Below are 15,225 nucleotides of genomic sequence, written 5' to 3' on the forward strand. Positions count from 1 at the left end.
TTTTCTACATAATCATTGACACTGCTTTAACTCCTAATGTTAATGAAATTGTCACAGAGCCAACGAAAATCGCAATAATCGTCAAAATGCTTCGGCCTTTATTACGCCATAAATTGGTACTAGCTGTTGCTAAAATATCCGTAATTTTCATCTAGTTTTCCTCCTCAACTACCAAGCCATCTTTAATTTGAATTTGGCGTTGACATTTCTGTGCCAGCTCAGAATCATGTGTCACGATTATTAAAGTGATATTTTTTTGGCGATTAAGTTTAAACAATAGTTCTTCTACTTTTTGGCCCGTTTTAGAATCAAGATTTCCTGTGGGCTCATCAGCAAAAATAATTTCTGGTTGGTTAACTAGCGCACGCGCGATGCAAACTTTTTGCTTTTGTCCCCTCGATAAATCGCTGGCTTTATTTTTAGCCTTATCCTCCATTTCAACATCTCTTAATGCTTCTAGTGCCATTTGCTTTCGTTTTTTACCTGTAATTTTAGCTATTTTCAACGGTAACATCACGTTCTCTAAAACCGTTTCTTTTGGATTTAAGAAAAATTATTGAAAAACAAAGCCAAAGGTTTTATTACGCAATGAATTCAATTCTTTATTGGTTAACTTAGCAGTATCTTGTTGTGCTAATAAAACTTGTCCGCTTGTTGGTCGATCAAGTAACGCTAAAATATGCATCAAAGTTGATTTACTTGAACCACTCTTACCTATGATTGTTACGCTTTGGCCCTTATCAATGGTTAAATCAATTCCTTTTAAAACGGTAAACAATGTATTTCCTGCACCATATGTGCGTGTTACTTGCTTGGCTTTTAAAACTTCCATTCTTCATCCCCCTTAATCAGTTAGTTACTTATGTAATTAACTACATCACCAACGCATTTTTCGTGCGACCTTTAAGCATAAAAAAAGCCTTCACTTGGAAGACTCTTCTTTATCGTGATAACTTTCATAGGCTTCTTTTAACGACAATTTCTTTTATTTGGCTAATTTTAACACCGCTTGTCAATCTTTAGTCGTCAACTTCGTTACATCTACACCTTGTTTGGTTAATTGTTGTTTAGCCGCTTTTATTTCATCATCTGTCGGTTTATTTTCTTCATCGACAGTATAACCTAAACTCTTTAAAATCTTATTATTTTTAGCTTGAAGTTTTTTAGCCTTAATACGAATTTCATCATAATAAGACTTATTGATGCTTCCATAATCCAAAATAACTGCAAGTTTGGTATTAGAAGCAGTATATTGCGAAGATTTAGTTAACTGCTTAGCTTTAGTATAGGCCTTATTAAAAATCGCAAGTTCCTTGATAACTTCTTTTAATTCGGCTTGTTGCTGTGAAGCACGTCGAATCAAAACCAAGAAGCCTTCATCAAATTGTGCCACTTGACTCATCTGTTCTTTAGCTTGCTGGTAGTTTTTTTGCGCAATATTATCTAAGGCACTACGATAAAGCTGAACTTGTTGTAGATATTCATTTCCTTGTGGATTGTTTTGGTTTCTACGCAAAGCATCTTCTAAAATTGCCTGAGCTTGTGCGTATTTTTCTTTTTTAACTTCTTTTTTAGTTTGTTGTAGCGCACTGTTAAATTCTCGTTTAGTTTCAATTGACTTAGTCACACCAAAACCAACAAAAACTATCGCAATCACACAAGTTATTATGACCCATCCTAGCCAACGTTTCATCTTCTCACCACTCAGTTTTTCTTACTTTCTTGTAATTATAACATTAATCTATAAAAGATTGTTTACTTTCAAAAAAATTTTACATACTAAAAAAGATGGCATACACCATCTTTTACTTATAAAATTACAAACATTGATAAAATCGCTACAGCCACTAGACCAATCACAACTGACAAGCCCATCGAACGTGAACGATAAGCTACAACAATTACGATTAACGAAGCTAAAATCTTAGCTACATGATCTAGTCCTACAAAAGTATAGTTTGTTGTATCCATAAAAACATCTTTAACAACTAGGGCTGTAAAAAGCGAAACTGGCACATATTTCATCCATTCATTGAACCATTCAGGAATCTTACGTGTCGAAAAAATCCGTAACGGGATGAAACGTGGAATATAGGCCACGCACATCGATAAAATAATTAAAATGAAGTGATTAAAAGAAGTCATCTGCATCGTCTTTATTCCTCTGATTTTCTACTAATTACTTTACGACTAGCTGCCGGTTTAATGCGCCGGAGCCAAAAACTGTTTGTCTTTCCATGTCTTACAAGATAATCTTCAATCGCAAAACCAACTAAAGATGCCAACAACGTAGCCACAACCAAGCCCATAGTGCCTTTTAAAACAACCATGAAAAAGGCTGCCAAACAGCCTGCAATAAGACTGATAACAATCGTTAACTTGTTTTTGACTTGCATAATAACCATATATAAGAATAGGGCCGTCAAAGCATAATCTACAATCGCTAAATTAATTGAAATCAAACCGCCAATTAAACTACCAATCAAATTAGCTCCGGTCCAAAAAAGCAATGACCAATGCTCAACTTGTAATGCATCTTTAGGTGTCCATGTTTTATCCGTAGCAAATTTTAAATAGTTAACGGCATAATTTTCATCGTTTAAAGACGCAGCAAAGAAGTACAAAAATTTCTTGCTTGTCCCTCGCATATATTGAGACAAACTAGATCCTAAAAGTGCATAACGCAATTCTAGGAAAAATAGCATTAATAAAATTGTATGCATCGGTGCATTAGTTGCCAACATCGATGCAATCATAAATTGTGCACCACCTGAAAACACCAACAACGATACTAAAGTGGTTAATAAAGCGTTAAAACCAGCTGCATGTAGTAAAATTCCACATGCTAAACCAATCGGTACATAGCTCAAGCACAGTGGTAAGGCAATCTGGAACACCATTACCCAACGTGACTTATTTTCTTCCACGACATGTTTCCCCCACTATCAATTAATCTCTAAAACGTCTCCATTTTCGATTATAGCATAGCTCTTAAACAATTGTTCATCTTTTTTTAGCCGATGATAATTTTTTCTGTAAGATATCGCTAACTATCTGCCTTATTTTATCAAAGTTGCTCAACTAAATTGCTTATTTTAAAACAAAAATACCCTCCTTACTGAAATTATCCAGTAAAGAGGGTACTTAGTAATTCTTAGCTTGTAAATCTATTATTTTTATTGATCTGCTTCAACATTTTCTAAAGATTCTACATAAGTCATCTTGCTTCTTAAAGCACTCATTACAATCCATAAGAGTACCAAACAAATTACAATATAAACAACTTGTACCAAGACAGAAGTTGTAATTTGACTTGCTCCTAAGCCTGAGTTTAAAGCTTGACGGAAGCCATAAACCGAGTAAGTCATTGGCAAGTATGGATTGATTGCTTGGAAGAACCCATCCATTCCTTTGGTGATTTCAATTGGGAACGAACCACCACAAGAACCTAATTGGATTACCAAGAAAATCATACCTAAGAAACGACCTGGGTTGCCTAATGCCATTGATAAGAACATAATCAAATACATTGCTGTTAATGAGAAGCTAATTCCATTGATTAAGAAGCTACCTAAATGTTGTGGATGTAAACCAACTGCCATCATCAATAACATTTCAACTAATGCATTACCAATAGCAACTAAACCACCGATCGCAATCTTACTTGCAAACCATTGTGTAGCTGTACCATCTGGTGTAGACAAGCGACGTAATGGGTAAACCAAGTTAAAGACTAATGCCCCAACATATAAAGCAACAGAAAGCATGTATGGTGCTAAAGCATAACCATAGTTTTGTACTTTACTGTAGTTTTTGTGTTTTAAGTTAGTTGGTGCGGCAAACATTTCCGCATTCTTGTTAGTTAACTTAATGCCATTAACTGTCTTAGCCCCATCTTTAAGGCTGTCGGCTAATGTCTTGTTACCATCTTTAAGTTGCAAAGCACCATCGACAAGTTTACCTGAGTTATCTACTAATTGTTGTGTACCATCAGCTAATTGAGTAATACCACTAGTTAAAGTTGGTACTTGTGCATTTAAAGTATTCAAACCACTAGCTAATTGTGTTGAACCATTGTATGCACTACCCACACCTGCTGTATAAGTGTTAAGTCCACTGCTTAATTGACTTGAACCAGCAAACAATTGTTGCACTCCATTTGGTAATTGTTGAATTTGTTGAGCTTGAGCCTTAATTTGTGGCAACATTTGGCTGTATTTAACAATCTGAGATTGAATGTTTTGTAGATTGCCCATTTGACTTTGCAATTGCTTAATTTGTGCTTGCATTTCTGGGCTTGCAACTACTTTTTGAGCTGTTAATAATGTTTGTAAATCTTGTTGACTCAAGTTAAAGCCTTTAATCGTATTTAAGATATTCAATAAATCTTGTTTCTTAGATAAAACAGCTTGTAAAAGCTTGATTTGTGCTTGTAATTTTTGTAAATCTTCTGGTTTAAAGTTACTTTGCAATGTTGCCAAAATTGGATCAATTGTTTGTTTTACACCGGTATAAAGCATTAATTGTTTTTGTAAAACTTGAGCTTGTCCATTCATAACATCGGCAATCACAGTTGGAAACTTATCTTGCGCAATATTTCCTTCTTTGACTTGGCGTAAAACAGAATTAATAGAAGCCCCAAAAGCACTATCTGAAGTAACTGTAATTTGGCCAGAAGCTAAGCCCATCACAAATTTTTGTGCCTGAGTTGGATCGTTTAAGCCTTGTAATAAGGTCACTACTTGTTCTTGTGTTAAAGTTTGCCCGTTTTGGATAATCGTTGGAATAATCGTTGCTTTAAATGCATTTAAAGCTTGGGTTAAACTATTTTGCAAGCCTGAAACTTGTTCTAATAAGCTAGCAATAACTGTTACTTTATTTTGTAAATCATTAAGTTGAGCTTCATCGATTTGAAGTAATTGTTGGATAGCTGGATCTTGTTTAAGTGTTTCTAAAGCTTGTAAAGTTGATTGTAATTGATTAGCATCAACTTTACCTAAAACTTGGCCTGCATTTAACAATATTTGTAGACTTTGAATGTTTTGTGGTGTCAAATATTGTTGGGCTGTTTGACTTAAATTACCGGCTTTATCCAATAAACCTGGCAATTGTGCTAACATATCTTTAACTTGTTGGCTAGTTGCGACTTGGTTTAATTGATCAATACCTGCTTGTAATTGACTTGCGCCAGAAGTTAATTTTTGTGAATTAGCATTTAATTGCCCTAACCCACTGGCTAAGGCATCTGAACCATTAGTTAGTTGTAAAACGCCACTTGCTAACGGGGTTACGCCTGTCTTAAGTTTAACCACCCCGTCGTTAACCGCGCTAACACCTGCTGTATAAACATTTAAACCATCACTTAACGTTACTGTACCATCACTTAATTGTTTAGCACCATCTGCAGCTTGATTAAAGCCTTTGCCCACTTTTTTGATAGTTGCAAACATCGTATTTGCATAGGCTGTCGTTACATTTTCACGTACTTGAGCCTTGATTTGCTTGGCACCTTCTTGACTGATAACTTGTCCAATATAGTTTAACGAGTCATTTGTGTTATAGGTCAATTCCATTTTCTTAGGATTTTTTTCTAAAACGGTTGTTGCGTTTTTAGAGAAATCTTTTGGAATAGTTAATACCATGTAATATTTTTTGTGACTCAAACCATATTGTGCTTTTTTAGCTGACACAAAATTCCAATCTAAGTCGTTATTTTTCTTTAATTCTTTAACCAATTCAGCCCCAACGGCAAATTTCTTACCTTGATAGTATACGCTCTTATCTTTATTGACAACTGCAACAGGTAAATATTGTGTATTTCCGTATGGATCCCAAACTGACTTCAAGAAGAAGACGGAATAAAGAAATGGAATAAACATGATTCCGATGATTGTTGCAATCAGAATCTTATGATTTTTAATATTTCTAAATTCTTCCTTAATCATATTCAAGACTATTTCCTCCCTATCTTCAATAGCCATTGTCTACTTTTATAATCTATAATATACACTCAATATCCACAAATAACAACTCATAAAACGCGACAATTTTTAAAATATGTCGCGCAATTTCATTTGATTTCATAAGCTATGATTGACCTTTCAAACAAGAAATCGCTTACTTGAAAAATAAATTTTTCCAAAACATTAAGTAACTTTGATAGTGTTAAACTTAGATGTTCTTACTTAACAATAAGACTTTTAATTTAATATGCTAAATCCTTCAAACAAAAAGATCTCCTTACTGGCAAATCCCAGTAAAGAGGTCTTTATTAATTGTAGTTTTTTAACTCTTATTTATTAAACAAGCCTTTAACAGCTCGCCAACCAATTACAAAAATGTTAGCTTTCTTAACTTCGCTTGTCGTCTTAGCTTTGACATTTAAACTTGTCGCCCCATCGAGGTAAGCTAAATCTTGGCCTTTGATGCTTAATGCCAAGGTCCCTACGCTTTGCCCTTTGCTTAATGGTGCTTGTAAACCATCTTTTTCGTAAAGCTTCTTATCAGCTTTTACACTTGCTTTGATTGCTGTTGTTTGTACACCATTTTTCAACCAAACATCTTGGTTATCTTTCAAGGCTACTTTAGTCGTTAATTCTTTACCGTCGTGAACAGGTAAACTGTCTGCTCCTTTAAATGTCATCCCGGCTTTAAGTGTTGTGTAATTGTAATTGTTAAAGACATAAGACATTAATTTTTGGGTTTCTTCAAAACGTGATAAATCTTCTTGACTAGTATGCTTTGCACCTAAAACAACTGTGATGATTCGATGCCCATCTTTTTTAACAGTCGCCACAAAACATGCACCTGCAGAATCAGAAGTACCCGTCTTCAAACCGTCAACAGGAAGTTCCGTATATGACTTAGCCAAGCCTTTCAACATCCAATTCCAATTTTCCATCTCGGTTTGATCAGTACCATTATCAAATTTCATGCGCGTAATCTTAGTTGTATCTAAGACTTCTGGATAATCTTTTAGTAATCGTTGCGCAATGATTGCCATATCTTTAGCAGAAAATTCATTTTCAGCATTATCTGGTGCACCAGGATACTTGGCATCGCCGACTTCACTACTGGATAAACCATTAGCTGTATAAATCTTAGCATCGTTGATTCCAAATTTTTGGGCTTGTTTTCTCATCATGTCGATAAAGCCTTTGTGACTACCTGCCACAGCATTACCTAAAGCCATTGCTGCACCATTAGCAGAATAAATCAAGGTCGCTTGGTATAAAGCTTTAACAGTATACGCATGCCCTTCTTTTAAAGGAACATTTGATAAATTAGTATCTTGGCTGACCTTTTGTGAAGCTTCATCTGGTACAATTTTTTGATTCCATGAAAGTTTTCCTTCATGAATGGCTTGTAAAACTAAATAAACCGTCAAAAGTTTTGACAAAGATGCAATTGGTAAAACTTGTTCGGCATTTTTAGAATATAAAATTTGCCCACTTTTAGCATCAACTGCTAAACCAGCCTTAACATCTAAGTTAAGCTCACTTGTCCCCATATCTTTAATTTCTGCGGCTGCCACACTAGTTGTGTTAAACGCACCGATTCCTGCAGCAAATGTTCCCGCAAACGCTAGTGCTACTCCAAATGCAGCCGTGGTCTTTTTCATTTTTTTGAAAAATTTCATCACGCTGATTTCCCTTCCATATCAATAAAATATTCTTAATCTAGCATACCCAAAACAACTAAATGTTTCAAGCCTTTTCAACAAGTAAATTACGGATTTTGCGGTTTAACAAAATCGGCATGTTTAACTGGTAAACGCAGTGTAAAACTTGTTAAATACTCATCTGATTCTACATAAATATAACCGTGATGTAGTTCAACAATGCTTTGGGCGATTGCTAAGCCTAAGCCCGTTCCACCCGTTTCTTTAGAACGTGAACTCTCCACTCGATAAAAGCGATCAAAAACTTGGGCTAACGCTTTTTTAGGAATTGGTTCGCCATCATTTGCCACGACTAATTCGACTTCTTTTTCTCCAAGAGAATGTGCTTTTAGATAAATATGTTTTCCGCCCTTACCATATTTTAGGCCATTTGAGATTAAATTATTAAAGACCCGCGCTAATTTTTCTGGATCTGCCTCAATTAACAAAGGCTCTTTAGGAGTAGTTACTTCGATTTGCATCTGTTTTTTGCTAGCTTCTAATTCAAAACTAGCTCCTAACTGTTCAAGCATCGCTCCAATATCAATCGTTGAAATATTAACAGGTGCATCTGTTTGTCTGACCTTGGTGTACTCAAACAAATCATCTACTAAAGATTTCATCTGTTTAGATTTCAAATATGCAGTGTGCGTGTATTTGAGCAAATCTTCTTCGCTTTGATATTGTTTGTCTTCAATTAAACCTAAATAACCAATAATAGAAGTTAACGGTGTTCTAATGTCGTGACTGACATTGGTGATTAATTCATCCTTTGAACGCTCAATTTTTCTTTCTTCTTCCATTGCATTAATTGTACTGTCAACTAAAGCATTAACACTTTCAACTACACGTTGCATTTGTCCAGAAAGTGTAAATGGAATCCGATGACTGAAGTGTCCGGATGCAATGTAATGTAACTCTGCGATAACATGACGCAATTGCATTTGTCGATAACGTCGTATTAAGCGCCAATACACAATAAAAATATCAACAACTAACATAAAAACAATAAACAACCAGCCCCAACTCCATAATTGCAAGTTATGCGGCCCAAATGTTAGTGACATCTTTATTTGAAAAATTTCACTCGATAAATAAGGGTTAATATCAATGATTTGTTTTAAAATCACATAAATCGACATGTTTAAAAGTAATAGTAAAATGACGGTTACTACACCTTCACCAAATAATTCACTTTTTTCACGTCCAGTTAACTGAAATTTCAAATTAATTGATCCCCTTTGACTTAATTTTAGCGTGATTCAATCTTGTAGCCTACGCCCCATACAGTTTGAATAACCTTTTCGCCTTTAGTAGCTTCTTCAATCTTATCGCGTAAGTGACTAACGTGTACCATCACGGTTTTAGCAGAAACAACTGATTCTTGTTGCCAAACACGTTCAAAGATTTCATCGGCAGAAAAAACTCTATTAGGGTGACTAGCCAACAAATATAAAATTCCAAATTCTAAAGCTGTTAATTGGATTGCGACACCTTCACTGGTCTCAACTTCATGAGAATCTTTTTTAATTACAAGTGGCCCAATTTCAATACGATCAGGTTCTTCATTTTTAACTTCATGTTGTGAACGACGCAACAATGAACGTACCCGTGCCATGACTTCTAATGGATTAAACGGCTTAGTCACATAATCATCAGCCCCTTGAATCAATCCTTGAATCTTGTCTAAATCATCGGCCTTAGCAGACAACATCAAGACTGGAATCTGTGAGTCTTTACGAATTTCACGAACAACTTGTAAACCATCCATTTGTGGCATCATAATATCTAAAATCATCAATGCAATTTCTGGATTAGTGTTTAACTTAGTCAAGGCTTCCTTACCATTATAAGCTTTTTCAACTTCGTAACCTTCATTTTTAATATAAATACTTAATAATTCAACAATATCTTTGTCATCATCAACAACTAAAATCTTCATATTAATATCCTCCAAAACTATACATTTTAATCTTTTTACACAATTTTGTTTTACTCTTCAATCATAACTAAAGCTTATGTTTTATTCAATCAATAAGGTTATAACATAAGTTTTTTTTAAATCTTAAGCTACAAAAAAACGACGCCTTATCGACGTCGCCTTTTTAATAGCTATTTATATTGAGTATTTTTGACTCAAATATTTGGTCGGATACCTGAAATCAAAATCATTTTACAACTACTTTGCTTGCTGTTTAATTTAGGGTCGTGAAAATGTAGAGGAATAGGAGTTGCCTAAATCAAAACGTATTGGAAAGTAGCCTTTAAATGATGCTTACTTCAGCTGCGAAGTCAAGCATGACGACCAAATCATTTACTTTTATTGGTTAACTGTTACATTACCTTTATCATCTTTTGTCACGTTCATATCATTGATACTGATATAACCAAGTTTTTTAACTAATGAACGTTGTACAGCTGGTGATTGCATATACTTCAAGAATTTCTTAGCAACGCCTGTTGGTTTGCCGTTTGTATACATATGTTCATATGACCAAATCTTCCAAGCGTTTGAAGCTACATTTTCATCAGTTGGTTTAACACCATCAATTGACAATGCTTGTAAGGAATCATCAACATAAGAAAATGCCAAATAACTGATTGCACCTGGTGTTTGTGCAACGATCTTTTGCACTGTTCCGTTTGAATCTTGTTCTTGCGATTTAACTGCTTCTTGACCATTTAATACGGCACTTTCAAAGGTTGCACGTGTACCAGATCCTTTAGCACGGTTAACAACAGAGATTGCTTCATCTTTACCGCCTAATTCCTTCCAGTTGGTAATTTCGCCAGTAAAAATCTTTCTTAATTGTTCCATTGTCACATTCTTGACACCACAGTCTTTGTTAACAACTGGTGTCATCCCAACAACAGCCACTTTATGATCAACTAACTTGTCTGCATCAATTCCAGATTGAGCTTCAGCAAAGATATCAGAATTACCAATTGCAACTGCACCTGATTGAACTTGGCTTAATCCTGTACCAGAACCGCCACCTTGCACAGTGATATCTGCACCTGCGTTACTTTCTTGATATTTTTTAGCAGCTTGTTCAACTAATGGTTGTAAAGCAGTTGAACCAACAATAGTAATCTTTTCTGAATCACTTTTAGCTGCATCTGCTGATTTGCTATTATCTGAACTGCACCCTGTTAACACTGTGCCAAAAACACCCAATGCTACAAGTGCTGAAACGAACAATTTATTTTTTTTCATAATTTGGTTGCCCCTTAACTATAATTATCGTTACTCTCCTGAGCACATTAGTAAGTATAGTCTTTTAATGTAAAAGCAAAATATCGAAAGCGTAAAGGAATTGTAATGATAAAATATTTAAATGTAAAGAAAAAGTAACGTTTCTTCATGTGACAACTTTTTTGTATGCGTAGCTTATGCTAAAATGACTAAGTATCTTTGTAAATGGAGGAAACTATATGTTAAAAAAAAGCTTGCATGCTTTAACTTGGATAGTAGCGGTACTCATAATTGCTTTAGTTGGATACTTTTGCTACTTACAAATCCATTACTACAGGATTGCCGATAAACAAACTTTATCCATTAAAAATCCACAAAAACAACAGCTACAAACCAACAAAACCTACACTTTAAGTACTTACAACATCGGCTTTGGTGCTTATAGTCCAGACTTTACCTTCTTTATGGATAAAAACCAGATGAAAGATGGCCCAGAAACACAAGGTAAAAACGGTAAAGCTAAAGACAAAGAAACGGTATTACATAATACCACAGGTGTGATTAACACCGTCAAAAAACTCAATAGTGACTTTATGTTTTTCCAAGAAGTCGATACAAATTCTAGTCGTAGCTATCATGTTAACCAAGTAAAACAAATCACACATACCTTTAATAATTATGCTAATGTGTTTGCTAATAACTTTCATTCAGTCTTTTTGGCTTATCCTTTAACAGATCCACATGGCGCCGTACAATCAGGCCTTTTAAGTTTGAGCCGTTACCGAATCGATTCTGCGACTCGTCGCAAATATCCAATTAGCCAAGCACTAATCAGTAAGTTTTTCGACTTAGATCGTTGTTTTGTTGTGTTGCGCTTGCCTGTTTCTAACAATAAACAACTTGTCTTAATCAACAGTCATATGTCTGCTTACGATAAAGGTGGCAAAATGCGCGCTAAGCAGCTTGCCTTATTAAACTCCGTCATGCGTCAAGAAGTTAAAGCCGGCAATTACGTTATTGTTGGTGGTGATTTTAATCATGCTTTGGGACAAGATATGCTAACTCATTTTGCTAATCAACAAGAAGTACCTGATTGGGTGTCTGTTTTAACTAATCATGACTTAACTAACGGTATTCATTTTGTGCGCGCGCAAAACACCAATCAAGTTCCAACTTGTCGTGGAACAGACATTGCTTATACTCCAAATAAAACTTATCAAACCGTTGTCGATGGCTTTTTAGTCTCTGATAATGTCGCTGCAACAGCTACTAATATCCAAACTAATTATGCTTATTCCGATCATAATCCGGTACAATTAAAATTCACCTTAAAATAAAAAAGCAAGGTTAGATACAAAAATGTGTCTAATCTTGCTTTTTTACTTAATTAAGCTCAGACTTATTGGTTAGCATCCACATGCTAATTACTAGTCGTTTTCTTTTGGCTGTTTAATTTTAACTTGCATCCACTCGATGTAATTACGATTAAATTCGGTAATCGTAATTTCAAGATCACCCATAGTAATCACTTTACCTAATTTAATCTTATGTTTTTCAAGTAAGTATCCAGCAATTGTTACACTGTCTGATTCTTCAAAATCCTTAGCCTTAAATTTAAAGTAACGCTCAAAATCATATAGTGTAGTTTTTCCTGATACTAAGAAGGTGCCGTCTTCATTTTTGATGATATCATCAGGAGACACATCATCGGCTTCATCTTTAACCGTTCCAAACAATTCTTCATAAATATCACGGTCAGTCACAATCCCACTAGTCCCACCATATTCATCTAAAACTACAACCATTGGGACATGACTTTGAATCATTTGTTGCAATAAATTATGAATAGGTGTTACCTCGGGTGCAGTGATGATTGTACGCATTACCTTAGCAACACGCACATTGGGATCTTCTTTAGCTTGTTTAATCATGTCATAAATGTAAACATACCCCAAAATCTTATCTTTATCATTGTTAGCTACTACTGGATAACGTGTAAATTTTTGGTGTAAATAGCGTTCAATAACGTCTTTGACAGTATCTGTAACATCCACAACTTCTAAGCTTGTACGATCGACCATAATGTCTTTAGCAACCTTATCATTAAATTCAAAAGCCCGTTGCATATAGACATAATCATCTTTATCGATTGCTCCGCCAATAGCAGCATTTTTGGAAATATTTAAAATTTCACTTTGCGATAAAACATCTTCACCTTCGCCAGCAGGCTTTAACCCGATCAAACGAACCAAGCCCGAAGCCGAAACATTTAATAACCATACGAATGGATAAAATGCCACATGAAAATAATGCAACGGTGTTACAACAAACATCATTACTTTTAACGGCATATCAATACTAATATTTTTAGGAACGATTTCTGTCACAACAACTTCAAGATAGGTTAACAACGCCACGCCTAAAAACGCACTAAGCGCAATCACGGTTGCTTTGTTGAGGGGCAAAAAGCCAAACAATTCGGTAAAAAGAGTGGTCAATGAATCTGCTCCAATCCACCCTAAAATAATTCCTGTCAGCGAAATACCTACTTGAGTAGTTGAAAGATACTCATTCATATTAGAGACCATCTTTAATGCTAACCGTAATTTACGTTCATTACCATTGCCATTTTCTAATTCACTTTCAAGCGCACTCTTACGCACGGTCACAATTGCAAATTCTGAGGCAACAAAAAACGAAGCAAAATAAAAGACAATTAGCATTACCAACAAATTAGTGGCTATCTGGCCATTTGACATAAATTAAATCCTCATTTCTATATATTCATACTAATACAATTATAATATCATTTTTGCACTATACAAAACAAATTCAATTTAAAATAATGAACTGATAACAGGTAAAACAATCATTAAAAATAAGATACTGCTCAAAATTCCATTGGCCTTTGGTGTTAATTTTTCTTCTGCAGTGTTTAGACGATAAAAATAAAGTAACGCCCCAACTTCACCCAATAAGATTAAAATATTACCAATATAGATGCTTTTAGCAGGCAATAAGAAAATAATCAACACGATTAAAACTAAGCGACAAAAGACATCTGGTAAGCGACTAATCATATAAATACGAAACATTTCTCCAAAGCTCATATCTTGTTTTAGCCAACGACTCACCCCAAATAAAATTGCTACTAAAATAACAATTCCTAAAGCAGTCCCTATCAAACCTGAAATACTGCCAATTGCTGCAACCAAATATTGAACTGCTTGTTGCTCTAATGTTTTATCCGGTGATAAACGTACTGTGATTAATGCAGTCACCAAGGCCATTACGATCAAATAAGCTGCAAATGTTAGCCACGCCAACATATTAGAGTGCCAAAAATTTTGTTTTTCTTTCATATTAATTCTATCCTCATTTTTAAATATTTATCTCTATCAAAACATGCTTACTAAAATTTTTCAAGTAAAAAGGGGGATTTTCCTTACTAGCTTTTTGAAACAAAAAAAGATTACGGATTAGTAGCAAAAATAAAAAAGAATTGGATGTGTCTTCCACAAACAATTCTTTTTTACTATATTATTTAACTGGCAAAACTGCACCTTTATATTCTTTTTTGATCCATGCTTGTGTTGACTTGGAACGTAGAGCTTTCATCAACTTTTTAATAGCTGGGTTCTTCTCATCGCCCTTACGTACAGCAACAATGTTAGCATACGGAGAAGTATCTTTTTCTAATGCAATTGCATCTTTAGTAGGATTTAACCCTGCTTGTACAGCATAATTAGCGTTAATAACTGTTGCATCACCTTCATTTGCTTCATAAAGTTTAGGCATCAACTTAGCTTCATAAGTATGTTTGAACTTAAGATGTTTTTTATTGGTCTTAATATCATCAAAATTAGCAGTTTCAATGTTAGTGCCTTTCTTTAATGTAATCAAACCTGCATCTTTGAAAATTTGTAAAACGCGGCCGTAATCAGAAACACTGTTAGACACTAAGATTGTCGCATTTTTTGGTAGCTTCTTTAGACTCTTATAATCTTTAGAATAAACACCGATTGGTTCCAGATGAACTGCACCAGCACTTACCAGGTTGCCATCATTTTTCTTATTCCATTCTTCTAAAAATGGTGTGTGTTGGAAGTAGTTAGCATCTAATTCTTTGTTAGCTAAAGCCTTGTTTGGCAAGATATAATCATCGAAAACCTTGATTTTAAGGTTGATTCCTTGTTTTTTTAGTTTAGGCTTGATGTGTTCTAAAATTTTTGCGTGTGGTGTTGATGAAGCACCAACAGTCAGCGTCGTATCAGCGTTAGCTTTTGGAGCTGTAAAGAATAAACAAGCGGCCGTTGCTAAAGTTGTAATTGCTACAAAATGTAATTTTTTCATAACTTTCACCTCATAT

Annotated in this window: 13 protein-coding genes and 1 pseudogene; 1 reads left to right on the forward strand and 13 read right to left on the reverse strand. The window is 34.8% G+C overall.

Annotated elements, in window-relative coordinates:
• Positions 1–4: 4 nt before the first annotated feature.
• From QM017_RS07115 to QM017_RS07160, 10 genes and pseudogenes are all read right to left on the reverse strand, one after another.
• Positions 5–151: a hypothetical protein gene (locus QM017_RS07115; RefSeq protein ID WP_282709275.1), complete on the reverse strand. Its 147-nt coding sequence runs from the start codon at positions 149–151 to the stop codon at positions 5–7.
• Positions 152–832, reverse strand: a pseudogene (locus tag QM017_RS07120) (ABC transporter ATP-binding protein).
• Between the two features lie 180 nt (positions 833–1,012).
• Positions 1,013–1,693 carry a hypothetical protein gene (locus QM017_RS07125; RefSeq protein ID WP_282709276.1) on the reverse strand — a complete coding sequence of 227 codons (681 nt, stop codon included), beginning with the start codon at positions 1,691–1,693 and terminating at the stop codon, positions 1,013–1,015.
• 116 nt (positions 1,694–1,809) lie between these two features.
• Positions 1,810–2,151, reverse strand: a complete 342-nt coding sequence (locus QM017_RS07130; protein WP_282709277.1) for an AzlD domain-containing protein — start codon at positions 2,149–2,151, stop codon at positions 1,810–1,812.
• 5 nt (positions 2,152–2,156) lie between these two features.
• The gene (locus QM017_RS07135) at positions 2,157–2,927 is read right to left on the reverse strand and encodes an AzlC family ABC transporter permease (RefSeq protein WP_282709278.1); all 771 of its coding nucleotides are present in this window, start codon (positions 2,925–2,927) and stop codon (positions 2,157–2,159) included.
• Between the two features lie 249 nt (positions 2,928–3,176).
• Positions 3,177–5,945: a YhgE/Pip domain-containing protein gene (locus QM017_RS07140; protein ID WP_282709574.1), complete on the reverse strand. Its 2,769-nt coding sequence runs from the start codon at positions 5,943–5,945 to the stop codon at positions 3,177–3,179.
• A 347-nt stretch (positions 5,946–6,292) separates the two neighbouring features.
• Positions 6,293–7,639 carry a serine hydrolase gene (locus QM017_RS07145; protein WP_282709279.1) on the reverse strand — a complete coding sequence of 449 codons (1,347 nt, stop codon included), beginning with the start codon at positions 7,637–7,639 and terminating at the stop codon, positions 6,293–6,295.
• Between the two features lie 89 nt (positions 7,640–7,728).
• Positions 7,729–8,886, reverse strand: coding sequence for an ATP-binding protein (locus QM017_RS07150; RefSeq protein WP_282709280.1), 1,158 nt, complete (start codon positions 8,884–8,886; stop codon positions 7,729–7,731).
• 26 nt (positions 8,887–8,912) lie between these two features.
• Positions 8,913–9,602, reverse strand: a complete 690-nt coding sequence (locus QM017_RS07155; RefSeq protein ID WP_282709281.1) for a response regulator transcription factor — start codon at positions 9,600–9,602, stop codon at positions 8,913–8,915.
• Between the two features lie 378 nt (positions 9,603–9,980).
• On the reverse strand, positions 9,981–10,877 hold the full coding sequence (locus QM017_RS07160) for a phosphate ABC transporter substrate-binding protein (RefSeq protein ID WP_282709282.1): 897 nt from the start codon (positions 10,875–10,877) through the stop codon (positions 9,981–9,983).
• 218 nt (positions 10,878–11,095) lie between these two features.
• Between QM017_RS07160 and QM017_RS07165 the strand changes: the two genes are divergently transcribed.
• Positions 11,096–12,193: an endonuclease/exonuclease/phosphatase family protein gene (locus QM017_RS07165; protein WP_282709283.1), complete on the forward strand. Its 1,098-nt coding sequence runs from the start codon at positions 11,096–11,098 to the stop codon at positions 12,191–12,193.
• A gap of 90 nt (positions 12,194–12,283) precedes the next feature.
• Here QM017_RS07165 and QM017_RS07170 read toward each other — a convergent pair whose 3' ends face one another.
• The 3 genes from QM017_RS07170 to QM017_RS07180 form a co-directional block, all read right to left on the reverse strand.
• Positions 12,284–13,615, reverse strand: coding sequence for a hemolysin family protein (locus QM017_RS07170; RefSeq protein WP_282709284.1), 1,332 nt, complete (start codon positions 13,613–13,615; stop codon positions 12,284–12,286).
• A gap of 78 nt (positions 13,616–13,693) precedes the next feature.
• Positions 13,694–14,218 (reverse strand): YIP1 family protein, encoded by a 525-nt coding sequence (locus tag QM017_RS07175; RefSeq protein WP_282709285.1) that lies wholly within the window; start codon positions 14,216–14,218, stop codon positions 13,694–13,696.
• A 178-nt stretch (positions 14,219–14,396) separates the two neighbouring features.
• Positions 14,397–15,209, reverse strand: a complete 813-nt coding sequence (locus tag QM017_RS07180; RefSeq protein ID WP_282709286.1) for a MetQ/NlpA family ABC transporter substrate-binding protein — start codon at positions 15,207–15,209, stop codon at positions 14,397–14,399.
• Positions 15,210–15,225: the final 16 nt, after the last annotated feature.

Source organism: Ligilactobacillus sp. Marseille-Q7487, from assembly GCF_949152225.1.
GTDB lineage: Bacteria > Bacillota > Bacilli > Lactobacillales > Lactobacillaceae > Ligilactobacillus.